Below are 18,778 nucleotides of genomic sequence, written 5' to 3' on the forward strand. Positions count from 1 at the left end.
ACGAAACTCAGCTGGCTCATTTCTCCATTCTTGGCGTCATGTGCGACGAACACAGTGAGGAGTGGGTAAAATGTTTCGTAGACTTCGTTCTACGAAGTCTTACCTTTCTCAAAGGTTGCGGGGGTTTGGGGGCGGCGCCCCCAAGGTCTTGGGGCTAGATCAGCTCGCAGACCTGGCGGGCGAACTCAGAGGGATCCTCCAGGGGGACGCCCTCCACGAGCAGAGCCTGGCCGTAGAGCACCTGGGCATAGAGGGCCAGCCGGTCCTTGTCGTCCCGGGCGGCACGGAGCTTCTGGAACACCGGATGCTCGGGGTTCAGCTCCAGCACCCGCTGGGCGTGGACCTTCTCCCCGGCGGGCATGGCGTTGAGCACCTTCTCCATTTCCGTGGAAATCATCCCCTCTGTGGTGATGCAGGCCGGGTGGCTCTTCAGCCCGCCGCTGAGCTTGACCTCCTTCACCTTGCCGGAGAGGGCCTCCCCCATGGCCGCCAACAGCTCCTTGTTCTCGTCCGCCAGCTCCTGGGTGCGCTGCTTCTCCTCGTCGCTCTGTAGGTCCAGCCCCTCGGAGGAGAGGTTCTTGAAGGGCTTCTCCTGGTACTTCTCCAGAATCCGCAGGGCGAACTCGTCCACGTTGTCCGTCAGGCAGAGGATCTCGTAGCCCTTCTCCTGCAGGGCCTCCGCCTGGGGCAGGGCCAGAATCCGCTCCGGCGTCTCCCCACAGCCATAGTAGATGCTCTCCTGCTCCGGCTTCATCCGGGAGACGTACTCCGCCAGGGTGACGTTCTTCTTCTCATGGGAGCTCACGAAGAGCAGCAGGTCCTGGAGCTCCTCCTTCTTGGCCCCGTAATTGTCATAGGCCCCGTATTTCAGCTGGAGGCCGAAGCTCTTCCACAGCTCCTCGTATTTCTCCCGGTCGTTTTGCAGCATGGACTTGAGCTCGCTTGCGATCTTCTTCTCCAGCCGCCCGGCAATGAGCTTCAGCTGGCGGTCGTGCTGGAGCATTTCCCGGGAGATGTTCAGGGACAGGTCCTGGGAGTCCACCAGGCCCCGCACAAAGCTGAAGCAGTCCGGCAGCAGGTCCGGGCATTTGTCCATAATCAGGACCCCGCTGGCGTACAGCTGTAAGCCCTTCTCGAAGTCCCGGGTGTAGTAGTCATAGGGGGCGGTCTTGGGCAGGAAGAGCAGCGCCGTGTAGGTGGCCGCGCCCTCGGTGGAGGTGCGGATCACCCGCAGGGGGTCCTGCCAGTCGTAGAATTTCTCCTTGTAGAAGGCGTTCATCTCCTCGTCCGTGGTCTCAGACTTGGCCTTCTTCCAGATGGGAGTCATGGAGTTGAGGGTCTCGTCCTCGAAATAGGTCTCATACTCCGGGTCCTTGCCGTCCGTGCCGGTGCCCTCTTTCAGCTTGGACTTCTGCATCTCCATCTTGATGGGATAGCGAATGTAGTCGGAGTAGCGCTTCACCAGGCCGCTGAGCTTGTACTGCTCCAGGAAGTCCGAGTAGTTTTCCTCGTCCCCGTCGGGCTTCAGGGTCAGGGTGATCCGGGTGCCCCGGTGGGGGTAATCGCTCTCCACGATCTCGTAGCCCTCCAGGCCCTCAGACTGCCACGCCCAGGCCTCGTCCGCGCCGAAGGCCCGGCTCTCCACCACTACCTTGGCGCTCACCATAAAGGCGGAGTAGAAGCCCACGCCGAACTGGCCGATGATGTCCACGTCCTCGGGCTTCTCCTCCCCCATATCCTCTTTTTTGAACTGCAGGGACCCGCTCTTCGCGATGACGCCCAGGTTGCTGTCCAGCTCGTCCCGGGTCATGCCCACGCCGTTGTCGGTGATGGTGAGGGTGCGGGCGTCCTTGTCCACCTCCAGGCGGATGAAGAAGTCCTCCCGGTTCAGGCCGGTAGCGCCGTCGGTCACACTGCGGTAGTAGAGCTTGTCGATGGCGTCGCTGGCGTTGGAGATCAGCTCCCGCAGGAAGATCTCCTTGTGGGTGTAGATGGAGTTGATCATCAGGTCCATCAGGCGCTTGGATTCCGCCTGAAATTCTTTTAGTGCCATATTACTGGTCGCTCCTTTGGGAAATAATGTTAAAAAGTATATATTTAATAGAAATGATATCACAGTCCCGCTGTAAAGTCAATCTCTCTGTGCAGAGCGGGAATCCCCTCTTTGCCCTCTTGACAAATCTCCCACAATCGATATAATAGTATCAAAACCTAACACGGCCCGGACCGAGCGGGAACCGCCAGTAACGGCGGGAACGACCACTCAGCTGGAAAAACTCCGGCGGCGCTCCCATAAGTGAAACCGGCTGCTCTCTCCGCGCAACATAGCGAATATAGATCTCGAACTTATCCCGAAATGATCCGCGCACAGCTTGCCGTGGATTTTCCGCCATAACCAGTCGATTTCGCTTGCCAATCGCGAGATTGACGGCGCTCAATCTACCGGCTCTGACGAAAAATCTCCTTGGCGATCTGCGCACGCCTAATTTTGTGATAAGCTCTTAGGCTCTGCATATCACCACAGAATACATACCACATGGTTTGCCGGAGGGACGGGCGCGCCCCTTTTCCCGGCCTTCCGCCCCTTCCGGCAATGGAAGGAGTGCGCAATTTGAATCAGAATTCACAGGCCCCCGCCAGGGAATCCGGCGCCCGGGCCGCGATCCAGCGCTATCTGCGCCTGTACTTTGTAGACGCCATGAGCGCCATGGCCCAGGGGCTTTTCGCCTCCCTGCTGGTGGGCACCATCATCTCCACCCTGGGCTCCCAGCTGAACCTGCCTGTTTTGGAAGAAGTGGGCGGCTTTGCCAAGTCCATGGCGGGCCCGGCCATGGCGATTGCCATCGGCTGCGCCCTGAAGGCCCCGCCCCTGGTCCTGTTCTCTCTGGCCGCAGTAGGCTCCGCCGCCAACTCTCTGGGGGGCGGCGGCGGTCCCCTGGCCGTGCTCTTCATCGCCATCGCCGCCGCGGAGCTGGGGAAGCTGGTCAGCAAAAAGACTCCGATGGACATTCTCGTCACCCCCCTCACTACCATCGGCAGCGGGGCCCTGCTCTCCTATCTCTGCGCCCCGGCCATCGGCTCGGTAGCCACGGCCTTCGGCCAGCTGATCAAGAACGCCACGGTGCTGCAGCCCTTCTGGATGGGCATTGTGGTGTCCGTGCTGGTGGGCGTGGCCCTCACCCTACCCATCTCCTCCGCCGCCCTGTGCGCGGCCTTCGGGCTCACCGGCCTGGCGGGCGGGGCGGCTGTGGCGGGCTGCTGCGCCCAGATGATCGGCTTCGCGGTGATCAGCTTCCGGGAGAACCGCTGGGGCGGGCTGCTGGCCCAGGGCCTGGGCACCTCCATGCTCCAGGTCCCCAACATCGTGAAGAACCCCCGGATCTGGATTGCCCCCACGCTGGCCTCGGCCATTACCGGGCCCATCGCCACCTGCCTGTTCCGCCTGGAGATGAACGATCCCTCCGGCGGCGTGGCCTCGGGCATGGGCACCTGCGGGCTGGTGGGCCAGATCGGGGTCTACTCCGGCTGGGTCAGCGACGTGGCCTCCGGCGCGAAGGCGGCCATCACCCCCTTCGACTGGGCGGGGCTGCTGCTGATCTGCTTTGTCCTGCCGGCTCTTTTGGCCTGGGCCTTTGACCTGGGCCTGCGGAAGCTGGGCTGGGTGAAGCCCGGCGACATGAAGCTGGATGTATGAACGCGCTCCGGCTAGGGCTTGTTTGAAAAATCGAAAAGGTCGTCTTTTTGTCCTTAAGGGGTCACTTTCTGCGTTGGAAATCCTCGCCAATCGCGAGATTGGCTTGCGGTTTCCGCCTTGAAATTAACCTCTTCTGGTCAAAAATCCGTCATTTCCTCTATTTTCAAACAATCCCTAACTGAACGGCCGGTAAAAGTTTTTGCGGGTTTTCAGGGGGCTTTTTTCAAAAAGCCTCCTGAATGGAGGTTTGGAGGCAACGCCTCCAACACACCCGTATCACAGAAAAACCCCTCCATCGCTTTGGTGGAGGGGTTCTCTATTTATGGTACGGCGCGCCCCGGAGGATCTGCATCCCCCGGTAGATCTGCTCGCAGAGCATCACCCGGGCCAGCTGGTGGGGGAAGGTCATGGCGGACATGGAGATCCCCCGCCCCGCCTGTTTCACCGCATCCCCCAGGCCGAAGGAGCTGCCGATGACAAAGCTCACCGCCCCCGGGCTCTCCATGGCCCGCTCCAGCAGCCTGGCCATGCCCGGGGAGTCCAGGGCCCTGCCCTCGATGCACAGGGGGTACACCGTGCCGGAGAGCCTGGGCAGGATGGCGGCGGACTCCTTCTCCAGGGCGGCGGCGATCTCCCCAGGGGTGGGGGCGGCGGGGAGCCGGGCCTCCGGCAGTTCGGTGATCTCCAGCCGGCACAGGGCGGAGAGCCGCTTGGCGTACTCCTCCACCGCGGCCCGCCAATAGGCCTCTTTCAGCTTGCCCACGCAGACGATTTTCACAGAAAGCATACCGTTTCCCCTAAAAAATCACAGTTTTCCCGGCGCTGTTTTCCACAGGGGCCGCGTCCAGCAGAAAGTCCACGTCCCGCACATAGCCCGCCTGGGTCAGGGCGGAGAGGGCCGCGCTCAAGGCCATCTGGGGGGAGTTGTTCTCCCGGCTGAGATGGGCCAGCAGGAACCGCCGCACCCCGCTTTTCAGCAGCTGGGGCAGAAAGGCCGCGCAGGCCCCGTTGGAGAGATGCCCATGATCCGAGAGGATCCGCCGCTTGAGATGGTAGGGATAGGGGCCGCTGCGCAGGGTCTCCACGTCGTGGTTGGACTCGATCACCACCATGTCGCAGCCCAGCAGGGCCTCCTGAGCCTCCGGGGACAGATACCCCAGGTCCGTGGCCAGGCAGAAGTGCCGGCCGTCGCCGGTGCGGATCCGGTAGCCCACCGGCTGGACGCAGTCGTGGGACACCGGGAAGGGCCGGATTTCCATGTCCCCCAGGGAGAGCCCATCCCCCACCGGCCGCAGGTCCACCCCCTCCAGCTGGCCCCCCGCCGCGCTCAGGGTGCCCTCGGTGGCGTACACCGGCAGGCCGTACTTCCGGGCGAACACCCGCAGACCGCTGATGTGGTCGCTGTGCTCGTGGGTCACCAGCACCCCCTGGATGGCCAGGGGGTCGATGCCGCAGAGTCTGAGCATCCCGTCCAGCTGGCGGGCGCTGCGCCCGGCGTCGATGAGCACCCCGGCCTCCCGGGACCCTATGTAGTAGCTGTTCCCCGAGCTCCCGGAAAACAGCGGGCAGAGCCTTGCCATGGGTCCATTCCTCCTCACAAAATATCCCCCGCGGGGCCTTCCGCCACCAGCAGGGGTTCTTTTTCTAGTTAGTGTTTTACAAAAATATTATTCTTGCGTATTCGTGGGCCTCCGGGGCAAAAACCGGTCTCGCTTCCCGGCTCGGCCGGCGATTGTCGCCGCCAAACCCTACCATAGGGCCGAAACTTGGCAAAGCCAAGTTTGCCGCCCCCGGACCGCGCAATTTTGACCGCTTTATCTAAATTTTGCAACAGGTCAACTATACTAATTCGGTCCGGCGCCATCCGGCGCCCGTTATGGTCCGGGCTCCAGGCTTTCCAGGACGCCGCCCGCCCAGCGGGTGCAGTCGGCCTTTCGGGCTCCCCGTTGCCGCCAGGAGTCTGAGAGGGGCAGGGAAACGCCGTCTTTGGCCTTGGGGCCCAGGTCCCAGCAGCCGTCCGGATCCCGGCAGGCCCTGAGCCAGTCCGCCGCGAAGCCCAGCCGCTTCCGGGCCTGTTCATACCCGGCCAGCAGCTCCAGGCCGCGCAGATACCCCACCGTCTCCCGAGAGGCGAACTCCCCCGGCAGGCGGGTCATGGGGCCATTACAGATGTAGTAGATCCCCTCCGGCTTTTCCAGCACATAGTCCACAAAGGCGCACTCCGTCTCCTCCATGAGCAGGCCCTTCACCAGAGCCACGTGGTAGAAATCCACGAAATCTCGCTCCCGGCCGCCCCGTATGGGCGAGGCGAACGCCTCCCCATAGGCCTCCCGGTAGGCGGCGACGTCGTAGCGGCCCCCTTGGAAGGCTTTCTCCAGCACGCCCGCCCAGCGCCGGGCAAAGGCCAAGGCATTGGGCTCCTCCGGCCAGAACTCCCGCACCCAGGCGGAGAGCATCAGCCGGGTAAAGAGGGCCCAGTCGTGGCCCTTCTCCCAATAGTCATCGATCTTCCGCTCCCCCCGCAGGCAGGCGGTCATGCAGTCCACCGCCCGGCGGATTGGCTCGTCCTCCAGGGTGAAGCCCAGAACCTTCAACCGCCGCAGGGCCTGCTCCGTGGTGGGCAGTCCCCGCCTCCGGTCCGGCATGGACAGGGTGTGGAACTGACTTCCCCAGGTGCCATCCGGGTTTTGCAGGGCGAGGAGCTCCCGGGCCCATCTGCCCTCTGAAAACTCAGCCAATGCGGTACATATAGCTGTCCGGGGTCTTTTGCAGGTAGATATCCGCCCCCAGGCCCGCCAGCTTGTCCACGATATTCTCGTAGCCCCGCTCGATATATTTGATGCTCTCCACCTGGGTGACGCCGTCGCACATGAGGCCAGCCAGCACCATGGCGACGCCGGCCCGCAGGTCAAGGGCCCGCACCGGCGCGCCTTTGAGCACCGGCACGCCCTCCACCACGGCGAGGCTGCCCTCCACGGTGATTTTCGCCCCCATATTCCGCAGCTCGTCCACGTACTTGAAGCGCCCGCCGCTGAAGATGCTCTCGGTCACCATGCTGATGCCCCCCGCTGTGGACAGCAGGGTGGTGATCTGGGGCTGCATGTCCGTGGGGAAGCCTGGATGGGGCAGGGTTTTCACGTTGCACTTGCGCAGCTGCCGGTCGCAGGTGACCCGCACGGTGTCGTCCCCCTCTTCCACCCGCACGCCCATCTCCACCAGCTTGGCGGAAATAGACTCCAGGTGCTTAGGCGTCACATTTTTCACGGTGATATCTCCGTGGGTGGCCGCGGCGGCCATCATGTAGGTGCCCGCCTCGATCTGGTCCGGGATGATGGTGTAGGTCACGCCCCGCAGCTGCTGGACCCCGTGGATCTTGATGGTGTCCGTGCCCGCTCCCCGGATGTCCGCCCCCATGGTGTTCAGGAAGTTGGCCAGATCCACCACATGGGGCTCCCGGGCGGCGTTCTCGATCACGGTGACGCCCCGGGCCTTCACCGCCGTGAGCATGATATTCATGGTAGCTCCCACGGAGACCACGTCCAGATAAATATGGGCCCCGTGGAGGTCGTTGTCCGCAGTAACGGAAATCATGCCGCCGTTGTCCAGGCTGTGCTCACAGCCCAGAGCCTCGAATCCCTTCAGGTGCTGGTCAATGGGACGCACGCCAAAGTCGCATCCCCCGGGCAGGGGGACCAGGGCCCGGCGGCACCGCCCCAAAAGCGCGCCAATAAAATAATAGGAGCCCCGCATCCGCCGGGCTACTTCGGCGCTGACAATATGGGTGTCAATGGGTCTGGGGTCAATCTCCATGGTGTGGCGGTCCGGATAGGCCACGTGGGCGCCCATCTCCTCCAGGATATAGGCCGCGTTTTTCACATCGGAGATGTCGGGAAGGTTTTCAATCCGGCATGGAGAATCAGAAAGAATAATAGCGGGCAAAATCGCTACCGCAGCGTTTTTCGCCCCGCTGATATTGACCTCGCCAGAGAGGCGCTTGCCTCCATGAATCACATACTTATCCAAATTTTCACTTCCTATGGGCTGGGCCGCTGGCCGGATGCCCGGAATTTCGTCCTCCAATAGTATGGTAACTTAAAGCTATAATAATACATTCCGGCCAAAAAGTCAATCCCTGGTTCTGCTTCCAGCGATTCTATTGAGATAGTTTGTGAATTTTTTGTAAACTTTTTTTGTCAGTCCGAAGGTATGGAGGAGATGGGGAACGGGCGCTCCGAGCACGGGACGCACAGAGCCGGCTGACTCCGGTTCCTAGGGGTCTCGCCTGCCGGCTCGGTCGGTTCGCAGCGTGCCTGCAATACTTGGCTTTGCCAAGTTTTGACCAGCTGGACCGGTCATTGTTATCCATCGTAAAAGTTTGTGGGGGTTGAGGGCAACAATCGCCAGTGGCGATTTCCCGTCGCCGAACGAAGCGGGGAAGCTCCCCAGTGGGGGAGAGTTCATGCAAGCAGGAACTCTCCCGACCGAGTTGGCAGACGAGACCAGCTGAGACAACCCCAAGATCTTAGAAAGTCCGCGCTACTTTTTCTCCTTGGCGCGGATGATAGGCTTCTCTTCCCCCCGCAGGAGCCGGCCGATATTGCTCCGGTGTTTGAAGAGCACCAGACCGCCAATGAACGCCGCGATTCCCGTGGTAAAAATGAGCTGCCCGACCGTGCAGAAGCCCCGGCTGAAATCCGCGAAAAACACCAGCAGGAAGGTGTACACCGGGTAGAGGGCCGCGCAGGTCACAGAGGCCAGGGAGATGATTTTTTTCCAGAGAAAGAGGATGCCGAAGGTGGCGATCACCAGCAGGAACACCCGCCAGTCCGTGAGGGCGATCATAGCCGCGGCGGCCACGATGCCCTTGCCCCCCCGAAAGCCGTAGTATGCCGGGAAAATGTGCCCCACCACGCAGGCCACGCCCGCCAGGAATTTGGCCACGTCCAGCAGCTCGCCTGTGGGGGCCGCGTCCGACGCCAGGAGAACGGCCCAGTACATGATCAGCTGGCTGAGCAGCACCGCCGCCACGCATTTCAGGAAATCCCCCAGGAAGGTGAGGATGGCGGGCAGGTTGCCCACGCTGCGCAGGACGTTGGTCATGCCCGCGTTGCCGCTGCCCTCTGTGCGGATGTCCTTGCGCTGGTAGAGCTTTGTGAGGATGATGGCCCAGTTGATGCTGCCCAGAAGGTAGCCCGCCGCCCCGCAGAGAAGCAGCGCAATCCCGATCGCCATGTTCGTGTTCATCTGTCCGCCTCCAATTTTTTGCTTTTCTTAAGACCTTGGGGGCGCTGCCCCCAACCCCCCTGCAATGGGGCCGAAACTTGGCAAGCCAAGTTTTCCGCCCCTTGACCGCGCAATGTCACTCCTCATTTCATTCGTCGTGAACGTTTCATGTTGTTTGACGAGCTAATCGAACAACCGTAAAAGTTTTGCGCGAGCTTTTTCAAAAGCTCGCGGAGTGTGAGGCAGAGCCTCACGACCTTGCCCTTGACCTCAACACCTAAGAAGCGCAATTTTTGCGGGTGGTGAATAATAGGTTAACACTCTCTGCGCTCGGTTAACTATACAAGAGGGGTGCGGAGAGTTCATCTCGTATAACGAGATGAAACTCTTTTGCAACTGAATAAAAAGCACCCCTGGAAACCGGAGAAAGCCAGCTCCGTGAATCAATGCACCCAGCTTGGCAGAGTTTTCCGCAGGAAAACGGAAAGATAAACCAAGCCGCGCGAGTGTTTATCTTTTTGACACCACGGCGAAACTCAGCCATATCCTTTCGCCATTTTTCGCGCCATGTGCCGTTCCCCCCATACCAATCCAAAAGCCTACTCCTTCTGATCCTTCTTGTCCCGGATCATCAGCCGCACAGGGGTGCACTCCAGCCCAAAGGTCTCCCGGATGCGGTTCACCAGATACCGCTGGTAGGAGTAGTGGAACAGCTCGTGGTCATTGCAGAAGCACACAAAGGTGGGCGGCTTGGTGCCGGCCTGGGTCATATAGTAGATCTTCAGCCTGCGGCCCTTGTCCGTGGGGGGCTGCACCCGGGCCGTGGCCTGGGCCAGCACGTCGTTGAGGGCCCCGGTGGTCACCCGCATGGCGTTGCTCCTGGCGGCCATCTGGATCAGCTCAAACATGCGGTCCAGCCGCTGGCCGGTTTTCGCGGAGATGAAGATGATGGGCGCGTAGCTCATGAAGGAGAAATCCTCCGCCAGCTTCAGGCGCATCTGCTCCATGGTCTTGTCGTCCTTCTCCACCGCGTCCCATTTGTTCACGCAGACAACGCAGCCCTTGCCCGCCTCGTGGGCAATGCCCGCCACCTTGGAGTCCTGCTCCGTGAAACCCACGGTGCCGTCGATGAGGATCAGGCACACGTCCGCCCGCTCCACCGCCATCTCCGCCCGAAGGTTGCTATAGTACTCCACCGCGTCCTCCACCTTGGACTTCCGGCGCAGGCCCGCCGTGTCGATGAAGGTGAAGGTGCCGAAGCTGTTCTCGATGGTCATGTCCACCGCGTCACGGGTGGTGCCCGCCATGTCGGAGACAATGCACCGGTTCTCCCCGGCCACCCGGTTCACCAGGGAGGACTTTCCCACGTTGGGCTTGCCGATGACGGCCACCTTGATGACCTCGCCCTCGGGCTCCTCCTCCGGGGTCTCGGGCAGAGATTCCACCACCCGGTCCAGCAGGTCCCCGGTGCCGTGGCCGTGGACAGAGGAGACCATCACCGGGTCCCCCAGGCCCAGGTTGTAGAACTCGTAGAACTCGGCGGGGGGCTGGCCCACGCTGTCGCATTTGTTCACGCAGAGCACCACCGGCCGGCCGCTTTTCAGCAGCAGATCCGCCACCTCCTGGTCCGTGGCGGTGACCCCGGCCCGGATGTCCGTGACAAAAATAATGGCGCTGGCGGAGTCGATGGCGATCTGGGCCTGCTCCCGCATCTGGCTGAGGAGCACGTCCCGGGAGGCGGGCTCCAGGCCCCCGGTGTCCACCAGGGAGAACTCCCGGCCGCACCACTCCCCGTCCCCGAAGATCCGGTCCCGGGTGACGCCGGGGGTGTCCTCCACAATGGACAGCCTGCGGCCCACGATTTTATTGAACAGGGTGGACTTGCCCACATTGGGCCTGCCCACAATGGCTACAATGGGTTTTGGCATTTTCCTGCCTCCTTTTTGATTGGGATATGGGGGCTTCTTTGCGGGTCAGAATGGAATCAGCGGTTCCTTACATACAGACGCCCGCGGCCAGATCGTTCAGTTCCCTGATTTTATATCCAACATCCTCCGGACAATGGGCGTCCGATGAGGAAATGATGTCCACATTTTTCTTTTTCAGCATCCGAAGCAGCTCCTGGTCCATGCCGAGCGAAGCCGTTTCAGGGCATCTTCTGGCGGCCCCGCTGTTTTGGTCCGCATACATCTTGCTGTCTGAAAGCGCCTGCGCTAAGCTCTCATAGCAGTCCAGCAGGGAGTAGGACGGTTTATGGCCGAATAATTTGATTGCGTCCGGATGGCCGATCCCGTCAAAAATCCCGCTCTCCGCCAGGGAAACAGAATCCTCAAAATATCTGCGGTATATCTGATCCACATCCAGCCCCGTCCAATGCCCAGCCTTATGATCGAAGGCGAAATCATCCACAAAATGAATGCTTCCTATCAGGAAGTCGAAGCCTTTGTCCTTTGTAAGCGCGGAAATAAAGGGTTCAAACTCCTTGAAATAGCATATTTCCAGGCCAAACTTGACTGTCACCGGGAACCGTCTGCTTCTAGCCTGTTCGATCAGGTCCAGATACTCCGCGAGCTGATGGGCGCCCGCGCTTCTGCGAAACCACGCGTCAACATACTCGCTATACGCGCGCACAGAATCATACATGGGGGCGAATTCTTCAAATATATAATTGTGCTCAAGCAGGCGTATTTCATCGATCCCCACTTCCACCGCTTTCTCTACAAACTGGCCGATCCACTCAAGGGTATACGGTCCCCGTTCTATGTGGATATGTCCATCTGTCATATTCTCTCCTCCTGGGTATGGGGCATTCCATGCTGAGGCCCGGCCCTTAGGCGCGCTCTGCTTCATAGGGGTTGTGCCCGGCCCCGCCCGGCTGCTCCCGGCCCAGGATGGCCATGAGCAGGTCCTCCCCGCTGCCGCCCACCCGCAGGGCCGGCGTGCCCAGCCTCTCCGAAAGCTCCGAAAGGGTCATGTCGTCCAGGAAGATATCCTCCCCGGCCTTCAGCATGTTTCCGGCGATGAGGATCTGGTCCCCCAGATCCCGGCCCGTCAGCCGGGCGCAGATGTCCTGGCCGGTAAGCAGCCCGGTGACGTTCACCGTGCCGCCGAAGAAATCGTTGGGCACGGGGACCAGCTCTATCTTTAAATTATGGCACCGATTCCGCAATTCGTCAAGCATTTTGTTGAGAAAACTCCAGGCGCACTCCCCCGTGGGGATGGTCACCTTCCGGGGGGCGGCGGGCAGGTCCTCCTCACAGAGATCCTCCAGGGCCCAGCGGAAGCCCTCCTCCAGGTCCCGGAGCATCCCCACCCCGTTCTCGATCTGGGGGAAGTCCTCGTAGAACTCCGCCGGGGGCAGCTCCCGCCCCGCCAGCAGGTAGAGCTCGTCCGAGGCGTAGACCCGGCGGGCGCCGCTCTCCCCCTTGCAGGCCTCCCCCCACTTTTCGATGACGGCCAGGGCCGCCAGGGCGCTCTCCCGGTCAAAGGGTGTCAAGGGGTAGAGCCCCTCCCGGTAGCGGGTGAGGCCCACCGGCACGCAGGCCACGCTCTGCAAGCCCTCGCCAAGTTTACATAATTCAGATAAGCTATACTCCAGGGCGGAGCCGTCGTTCAGGCCGGGGCACAGCACAATCTGGCAGTTCAGCCGGATGCCCCCCTCCGCCAGCCGGTAGAGATGGCGGAGGGATTCCCCGGCAAACCGGTTGTTCATCATCCTGCACCGCAGCTCCGGGTCCATGGTGTGGACGGAAATATTGATGGGGCTGATGTGCATTTGCAGGATCCGGTCGATCTCCCTATCGTCGATATTGGTTAACGTAATATAGTTGCCGAAGAGGAAGCTCAGCCGGTCGTCATCGTCCTTGAAATACAGGGTCTCCCGCATCCCCTTTGGCAGCTGGTCGATAAAGCAGAACACGCATTTGTTCCGGCAGGAGCGCTGCCGGTCCATGAGATAGCTCTCGAATTCCAGCCCCAGGGCCGCGTACCGGGGCTTGGCCAGCTCCACCTGAAAGTCCTCCTCTCCCCGGCGCAGGTCCAACCGCAGCTCCCGCTCCGTCTCATAAAAGCGGTAGTCCAGCACGTCCCCCACCGGGTGGCCATTGATGCTCACCAGCAGGTCTCCGGGCAGAATTCCCGCCCGCTGGGCCCGGCTGCCCGCCTCCACTCCATCAATTCTAACCATCGCCGCCTCCCTATTCTTTCATCTGTCCCCAGGCTATTTTTGACCGGTCCGCGCGCCCCGCGCGCATTTTTGGGCGAAGCTCCGACAGCCTCCCTGAAAAACCGCAGCCAATTCCGGAATCCCGGCGGACTCCCCATCCTTCCGGGAGTACCGCCCCGCCAGATACAGCATTCCCGCCATGCAGGCGAATTTCTCATAATAGGGGCCCTGCTGGGCCTTTTCCAAATATTCCTTCTGCTCCGCCGGATTCTGGCAGGCCAGGGCCCGGCAGAGCTCTCTTTGGCTCTTCTCCCCCACCTCCGCCAGGGCGGGATCCTTCCAGTCCACAGCGTCAATCTCCCGGCCCTGGTAGGAGATTAGGTGGGCGAAGCCCTCGTGAAAGGCGATGCCGTCCAGCCGCTCTAGATAGCCGCCCTCCAGGGCCCGGTCGGCTTCCGGATAATCCATACTAATCAGCGCATGCGTGAGTTCGTGGGTCAACAAATTCCGGGCGGCGGCGGCCAGCTCCACCTTCCCCAGATACTGGGTCCACCGGACCATATCCAAAATAATATACGGAATTCCCTCCGGGCTCTTCGTGGACATGGCGTCGTAGGGCTCCGGATAGCCCGCGATCAGCGCCACGGTCACCTTGCCTGTTTTCTCCCGCCACTGGGGGAACAACGCCTCCCAGACGGCCTGGTTCACGGGATGGAAATCCTCCAGCGCCGCCCGCACCTGGGCCAGCACTTGAGCGGCCTTTTCCCGCTCCTCCGGGTCCCCCGCCGGGGCGGAGAAGGGCGGGTTGTCCCCCTGAAAAAGCCAGGAATCTACATAGGCATCCAGCGGCTTTTCCGCCAAATAGTCCTTTATAATTTCATCTTCAACGCGCATTTTCTCTCTTCCTCTCGTCCAATCAAAAAAGGGAAGCACCCGCTATGTTGGCATTGCCAATCCGGGCGTTCCCTTTTTAATCATTCCTATGGAAACCAGCTTCAGAATCTCTATTCACAACCTGCAAACCGCATCGAAACGGTCCTTTTAGCGCCACGCATCGTCGCTTTTGCTTGGTATCCATATATCAAATATGTCCGCGCAAACTTATCCTGATCCGCACGAAAAGTCCTCGTTTTTCCACTATTTCCGGTTACAAATTACAGATTCTTACTGATCTACCTCGACCACTTTCCGGCTGTTATAATAACCGCAGGTGGGGCAAACCCGGTGGGGAGCCTTGTAGCTGCCGCACTGGGAGCACTTCGTCAGAGCGGGAACTTGCAGCTTCCACACATTGGAGCGCCGCTTGTTCTTTCGCGCGCTAGACAGTTTTCTCTTGGGTACCGCCATTTTCAGCACCTCCTTATGCCAAAGGATTTTTCCTCATTCTTTTTCCAACAGCTGTCTGAGGACTTCCAGCCTGGGGTCCGCAGCAGGAGCGCCGCAGGCGCAGAGACCTTCATTCCAATTCTTTCCGCAGCGGGGGCACAGCCCCTTGCAGTCCTCCCTGCAAAGAAACTGGCCAGGCAGGTCCAGCAACACATCCTCCAGGATGAGCCCGTCCAGATCCAGCCGTTCCTCCGGCACAAGAATCAGCCTGTCATCTTCCTCGTTCTGGGTTTCCCGAACAAGGGTATGGACGAAGCTCTTTTCATAGTCCCGGACCACCATTTCGGCGCAACGGTCACAGGGCATGGAGAGAGTATAGGCTACTTGCGCGCGGAAATCTACTGATCCCGCAAAGCTCCTCATCCGAGCCTGGACCTTCACAGGCGCACAAAACGGCTTGGCACCGCCCAATTCCACCCCGGAAAAATCCAGCTCACAGGCGGCGCTTTCCTCCACGCCGTCCCCACGAAAGAGCTTTTTTAAGTCTAAAACCATACTCCACCTCACGCCGTACTGATATAGTATAAGACGCCCGGGAAGATTTGTCAAGCACTTTATAGGATTCCCGAGAATATTTTGCCTATTCCCGGCTGACAGCTCTTTATTTCAGCACATATTCGGCCACGGAAGCGGGGATTTCCTCCTCGGCGGCGGAGATTGAGAGCACCACATTGGTATCCGCAGAGGCGCTGAGCTTTTTCAGCTCAGACACCAGATACTCGCAGATCTCCGCGCCGGTGCCGGTGATCTTCAAAGTGGAGTCCACGATGATGTCGGTGACGTCGTAGTTTCCGGCGCAGATGCCGCTGATGAAGCCCAGAAGGGCGTCGGCGCCCTTGATGTCATAGGCGTCGGAGTCCACCAGCCGGGCGGCATAGGGGATGGTATAGGTCATCTGCTGGCCCTTCTCAATGACCACCACGTTGCCGTTGGACTTCTCCAGGGCGGCGTTCGCCATCTCGATGAGCTTCTTGGTCTTGCCGGAACCTTTCTTGCCAGTCAAAAGAGTAACCATTTTGAACTTCTCCTTTATATTTATATATTTGTGTTTTTGGAAGTTATTTTTTATGTGTTGAGGGCCTCCGGCGGGACGGGGGGGGGCCACCCCCGCAACCTTTGAGAAAGGTAAGACTTCGTAAAACGAAGTCTACGAAACTTTTACCCTGGTTGGCTGTGTGCGGTAAAGCTAACCACATTGCATTACGCAGTCCAGGTGCGGGGAAAATCGCCAGTGGCGATTACCCGTCGCCGACCAAGGTGGAAGCCGAAACCCAAAGCCCCACGGTCTTGCCGTAGGCCCCATATTACTCAAAAAATAATTTTTGCACGAACTCCAAATATGCTTCGCTTATCCCTTCAGCCGCTCCTCCAGCTTGGCCTTCTGCTCCTCGTAGCCGGGCTTGCCCAGAAGGGCGAACATGTTCTTCTTGTAGCTCTCCACCCCCGGCTGGTCGAAGGGGTTCACCCCCAGCAGGTAGCCGGAAATGGCGCAGGCCTTCTCAAAGAAATAGATCAGCTGGCCCAGAGTGTCCTCGGAGAAGTCGCTGGCGTGGACCACCACGTTGGGGACGCCGCCGTCGTTGTGGGCCAGAAGCGTGCCCTCAAAGGCCTTTTCGTTGATGAAGGCCATGGCGCGGCCCTCCAGATAGTTCAGGCCGTCCACGTCCGTGGGGTCGTTGCCCAGGGTGACCTGATGCACGGGCTGGTCGATGAACACCACAGTCTCGAAGAGCTGCCGCCGGCCGTCCTGGATATACTGGCCCAGAGAGTGCAGGTCCGTGGAGAACACCACGCTGGCCGGGAACAGGCCCTTCTGATCCTTACCCTCGCTCTCGCCGTAGAGCTGCTTCCACCACTCGTTCATCATGGCGTAGCGGGGCTCGTAGCTCACCATAACTTCTACGGATTTTCCCTTGTTATACAGGATGTTGCGGATGGCCGCGTACTTGTAGCAGTCGTTCTCCTCCAGAAGATTGCTGCCGTAGGCTTTCATGGCCTTGCGGGCCCCGGCCATCAGGGCGTCGATATCGCACCCGGCCACGGCGATGGGCAGCAGGCCCACGGCGGTGAGCACGGAGAAGCGCCCGCCCACGTCATCGGGCACCACGAAGGTCTCGTAGCCCTCTTTGTCCGCCAGCTGCTTCAAGGTGCCCTTCTGCCGGTCGGTGGTACAGAAAATCCGCTCCTTGGCCCCCTCCTTGCCGTATTTCTTTTCCAGAAGCTCCCGGAACACCCGGAAAGCAATGGCGGGCTCCGTGGTGGTGCCGGACTTGGAAATCATGTTGATGGACACGTCCTTGCCCTCGCAGAGGGTGACCAGCTCCTGCAAAGCGGTGGAGCTGATGGAATTACCGGCAAAATAGATATCCGGGGTATCCTTGGGCAGGGCATTATACTTGTCGGACTTCAAAAATTCAATAGCGGCTCTGGCTCCCAGATAGGAGCCGCCGATGCCGATCACAATAAAAATCTGGGAATTCTCCTTCACCCGCCGGGCAGCGGCCTTGATGCGGGCAAACTCCTCCTTGTCATAGTCCTCCGGCAAAGTCACCCAGCCCAAAAAGTCGTTGCCAAGACCCCTGCCAGAAGCCAGCAGTTCTCCGGCGGCCTTTACCTGGGCCTGGATTCCATCATACTCATGCTGGGAAATAAAGCCTTTTAAATACCTGTCATCCAATTTTAGCGGCATTTTCAAAACTCCTTTGCTCAATACGTCCGCCAGAGGGCGTTCTCGGGGCGGCGGCTGTTTCGTTTCTATTGTACAATATGCCGCGGAATTTTGCAAGGCTTTTCCAAATTGCCTAAAAATATTTTTCACGGGCCGGGCCCCGCCCTTTTCTGCCGCCGGATGGCGGCGGACCCCATATCAAAAGCCCTAAAGCCCCAGGAACCCTCCCAGCAGATAGAGGAACGCGGACTGGAAGGTGATGGCCTCCACGTCTCCGGCGGCGGTGATGTCCACCTGGGCCAGGCTCTCGCTCCCCAGGCGGTAGTCGATCCGGCCCACGATGTCCCCCTCCTTTACCGGCGCGGCGATGTTCTCCCGCCAGGAGATCTTCTCCTCGATCTCCCCTCCGGCGGCGGATTCCATGAGAATTTCCGGCATCTCCCCCGCCCGTACTTCCACCTGCTCCTCCATGCCTCCCGTTACCGGCACGGGGGGCAGTTCCGGGCTCTCCGGCACGGTGACGCTCCACCCGGCGAAACCGTAGTCCAAAAGGGCGGCGGCGTCCCGGAACCGGTCGTCCGTGCTGGGAGCGCCCAGCACCACCGCGATGAGCTTGAGGCCGTTGCGCTCCGCCGTGGCGGAGATGCAGCTGCCCGCTGCGGAAGTGGTGCCGGTTTTCAGGCCGGTAATTCCCTGGTAGCTGCGGATGAGCTTGTTGGTGTTCACCAGCTGGGTGGCGCCGTCCCGCACATAGTCCATCCAGGTGAGGGTGTAGTCGGTGATCTTTTCATGGGTCAGCAGCGCCCGGCTCATGAGGGCCACGTCATGGGCGCTGGTGATGTGCCCCTCCTCGTCCAGGCCGTTGCAGTTTTTAAAAACCGTATCCTCCATGCCCAGTTCCTGGGCCTTGCCGTTCATTCTCTCCACAAAGGCCTCCTCGCTTCCGGCCACGTTCTCCGCCAGGACCACGGCCGCGTCGTTGGCGCTCATAATTACCGTGGCCTTGATCAGGTCGTCCACGGACATCTGCTCCCCCTCCTTCAGCCAGATATCGGAGCCGCCCATAGAGGCCGCGTGGGCGGAGGCGGAGAGCTGGTCCGAGAGGTTCAGCTGCCCGGCCTCAATGGCCTCGAAGGTAAGGCAGAGGGTCATCACCTTGGTGATGGAGGCGCAGGGCCGGGCCTCGTGGGAATTTTTTTCAAAGAGCACCCGCCCTGTCCCGGCCTCCATCAGCACCGCCGCCGGGGCGGAGATCTCCAGCACCTCCCCGTGGGCGGGCAGGGCGGGCAGGCAGAGGGCGGCTGTGAACAGACAGAGCAGAAGGGCCAGCGTTTTCTTCATGGGGATCATCCTTTCTGAAAGTGCCAGAGGTTTTTAGTCATACGGAGTGGCCTCCGGGCGCACAGATCGCGCCCTACGGCAAGACCTTGGAGACGCCGTCCCCAAACCCCTGCAACCTTTGAAAAGGTTGACGAAACCTTTTCCCTGGTCAGCATTGACCGGTCCAGCTGGTCTTAAGCTGGCGGGGGTGTGGGGCGCGGAGCCACCTTGCCGTAGTCGCCGACCTTTGCGACGAAGGCCACACAGTATTCCTTCAAATTAGTATGCTTCCTCGCCTCTTTCCATGCAAAAAGCAAGGGGG

At 60.4% G+C, this 18,778-nt stretch carries 16 protein-coding genes; 1 reads left to right on the forward strand and 15 read right to left on the reverse strand.

Going from position 1 to position 18,778, the window contains the following annotated elements:
* Positions 1–154 precede the first annotated feature (154 nt).
* Positions 155–2,053, reverse strand: coding sequence for a molecular chaperone HtpG (gene htpG / locus D7X94_RS13930; protein WP_120428277.1), 1,899 nt, complete (start codon positions 2,051–2,053; stop codon positions 155–157).
* Positions 2,054–2,662: 609 nt separating this feature from the next.
* On the opposite strand from htpG, the gene D7X94_RS13935 reads away from it, so the two are divergent.
* Positions 2,663–3,694, forward strand: coding sequence for a PTS transporter subunit IIC (locus tag D7X94_RS13935; protein ID WP_243111327.1), 1,032 nt, complete (start codon positions 2,663–2,665; stop codon positions 3,692–3,694).
* 316 nt (positions 3,695–4,010) lie between these two features.
* On the opposite strand, the gene D7X94_RS13940 is transcribed toward D7X94_RS13935, so the two are convergent.
* The 14 genes from D7X94_RS13940 to D7X94_RS14005 form a co-directional block, all read right to left on the reverse strand.
* Positions 4,011–4,481: a 23S rRNA (pseudouridine(1915)-N(3))-methyltransferase RlmH gene (locus D7X94_RS13940; RefSeq protein ID WP_120428278.1), complete on the reverse strand. Its 471-nt coding sequence runs from the start codon at positions 4,479–4,481 to the stop codon at positions 4,011–4,013.
* 10 nt (positions 4,482–4,491) lie between these two features.
* Positions 4,492–5,274: an MBL fold metallo-hydrolase gene (locus D7X94_RS13945; protein WP_120428279.1), complete on the reverse strand. Its 783-nt coding sequence runs from the start codon at positions 5,272–5,274 to the stop codon at positions 4,492–4,494.
* A 294-nt stretch (positions 5,275–5,568) separates the two neighbouring features.
* A complete protein-coding gene (locus D7X94_RS13950) occupies positions 5,569–6,432 on the reverse strand; it encodes a hypothetical protein (RefSeq protein ID WP_120428280.1) in 864 nt (287 codons plus the stop codon).
* On the reverse strand, positions 6,425–7,717 hold the full coding sequence (locus D7X94_RS13955; RefSeq protein WP_120428311.1) for a UDP-N-acetylglucosamine 1-carboxyvinyltransferase: 1,293 nt from the start codon (positions 7,715–7,717) through the stop codon (positions 6,425–6,427). The genes D7X94_RS13950 and D7X94_RS13955 overlap by 8 nt, the downstream gene beginning before the upstream one ends.
* 513 nt (positions 7,718–8,230) lie before the next feature.
* Positions 8,231–8,938 carry a glycerol-3-phosphate acyltransferase gene (locus D7X94_RS13960; protein WP_120428281.1) on the reverse strand — a complete coding sequence of 236 codons (708 nt, stop codon included), beginning with the start codon at positions 8,936–8,938 and terminating at the stop codon, positions 8,231–8,233.
* A 578-nt stretch (positions 8,939–9,516) separates the two neighbouring features.
* A complete protein-coding gene (gene der, locus D7X94_RS13965) occupies positions 9,517–10,845 on the reverse strand; it encodes a ribosome biogenesis GTPase Der (protein ID WP_120428282.1) in 1,329 nt (442 codons plus the stop codon).
* 67 nt (positions 10,846–10,912) lie between these two features.
* Positions 10,913–11,701 carry a PHP domain-containing protein gene (locus tag D7X94_RS13970; RefSeq protein WP_120428283.1) on the reverse strand — a complete coding sequence of 263 codons (789 nt, stop codon included), beginning with the start codon at positions 11,699–11,701 and terminating at the stop codon, positions 10,913–10,915.
* A 46-nt stretch (positions 11,702–11,747) separates the two neighbouring features.
* Entirely contained in the window at positions 11,748–13,103 is a 1,356-nt protein-coding gene (locus D7X94_RS13975) for a DUF512 domain-containing protein (protein WP_120428284.1), read from the reverse strand.
* A 33-nt stretch (positions 13,104–13,136) separates the two neighbouring features.
* Positions 13,137–13,976, reverse strand: coding sequence for a hypothetical protein (locus D7X94_RS13980; protein WP_120428285.1), 840 nt, complete (start codon positions 13,974–13,976; stop codon positions 13,137–13,139).
* Positions 13,977–14,246: 270 nt separating this feature from the next.
* Positions 14,247–14,429, reverse strand: coding sequence for a 50S ribosomal protein L32 (gene rpmF, locus D7X94_RS13985; protein WP_120428286.1), 183 nt, complete (start codon positions 14,427–14,429; stop codon positions 14,247–14,249).
* 33 nt (positions 14,430–14,462) lie between these two features.
* Positions 14,463–14,963, reverse strand: coding sequence for a YceD family protein (locus D7X94_RS13990; protein ID WP_120428287.1), 501 nt, complete (start codon positions 14,961–14,963; stop codon positions 14,463–14,465).
* 106 nt (positions 14,964–15,069) lie between these two features.
* Complete coding sequence (locus tag D7X94_RS13995) at positions 15,070–15,483, reverse strand: hypothetical protein (protein ID WP_120428312.1); 414 nt, start codon at positions 15,481–15,483, stop codon at positions 15,070–15,072.
* Positions 15,484–15,816: 333 nt separating this feature from the next.
* A complete protein-coding gene (locus tag D7X94_RS14000; RefSeq protein WP_120428288.1) occupies positions 15,817–17,157 on the reverse strand; it encodes a glucose-6-phosphate isomerase in 1,341 nt (446 codons plus the stop codon).
* A gap of 186 nt (positions 17,158–17,343) precedes the next feature.
* On the reverse strand, positions 17,344–18,477 hold the full coding sequence (locus tag D7X94_RS14005; protein ID WP_243111325.1) for a D-alanyl-D-alanine carboxypeptidase family protein: 1,134 nt from the start codon (positions 18,475–18,477) through the stop codon (positions 17,344–17,346).
* Positions 18,478–18,778 lie beyond the last annotated feature (301 nt).

Origin of the sequence: Acutalibacter sp. 1XD8-33 (genome assembly GCF_003612555.1) — a bacterium.
Taxonomy (GTDB): Bacteria; Bacillota; Clostridia; order Oscillospirales; family Acutalibacteraceae; genus Acutalibacter.

Excerpts from the sequence above, each read along its gene's own strand:
- D7X94_RS13995 (WP_120428312.1), bottom strand. The coding sequence starts at position 15,483 with ATGGTTACTCTTTTGACTGGCAAGAAAGGTTCCGGCAAGACCAAGAAG.
- D7X94_RS13970 (WP_120428283.1), bottom strand. The coding sequence starts at position 11,701 with ATGACAGATGGACATATCCACATAGAACGGGGACCGTATACCCTTGAG.
- der (WP_120428282.1), bottom strand. The coding sequence starts at position 10,845 with ATGCCAAAACCCATTGTAGCCATTGTGGGCAGGCCCAATGTGGGCAAG.
- D7X94_RS13975 (WP_120428284.1), bottom strand. The coding sequence starts at position 13,103 with ATGGTTAGAATTGATGGAGTGGAGGCGGGCAGCCGGGCCCAGCGGGCG.
- D7X94_RS13980 (WP_120428285.1), bottom strand. The coding sequence starts at position 13,976 with ATGCGCGTTGAAGATGAAATTATAAAGGACTATTTGGCGGAAAAGCCG.
- D7X94_RS13960 (WP_120428281.1), bottom strand. The coding sequence starts at position 8,938 with ATGAACACGAACATGGCGATCGGGATTGCGCTGCTTCTCTGCGGGGCG.
- D7X94_RS14005 (WP_243111325.1), bottom strand. The coding sequence starts at position 18,477 with ATGAAGAAAACGCTGGCCCTTCTGCTCTGTCTGTTCACAGCCGCCCTC.
- D7X94_RS14000 (WP_120428288.1), bottom strand. The coding sequence starts at position 17,157 with ATGCCGCTAAAATTGGATGACAGGTATTTAAAAGGCTTTATTTCCCAG.
- D7X94_RS13990 (WP_120428287.1), bottom strand. The coding sequence starts at position 14,963 with ATGGTTTTAGACTTAAAAAAGCTCTTTCGTGGGGACGGCGTGGAGGAA.
- rpmF (WP_120428286.1), bottom strand. The coding sequence starts at position 14,429 with ATGGCGGTACCCAAGAGAAAACTGTCTAGCGCGCGAAAGAACAAGCGG.
- htpG (WP_120428277.1), bottom strand. The coding sequence starts at position 2,053 with ATGGCACTAAAAGAATTTCAGGCGGAATCCAAGCGCCTGATGGACCTG.
- D7X94_RS13945 (WP_120428279.1), bottom strand. The coding sequence starts at position 5,274 with ATGGCAAGGCTCTGCCCGCTGTTTTCCGGGAGCTCGGGGAACAGCTAC.
- D7X94_RS13940 (WP_120428278.1), bottom strand. The coding sequence starts at position 4,481 with ATGCTTTCTGTGAAAATCGTCTGCGTGGGCAAGCTGAAAGAGGCCTAT.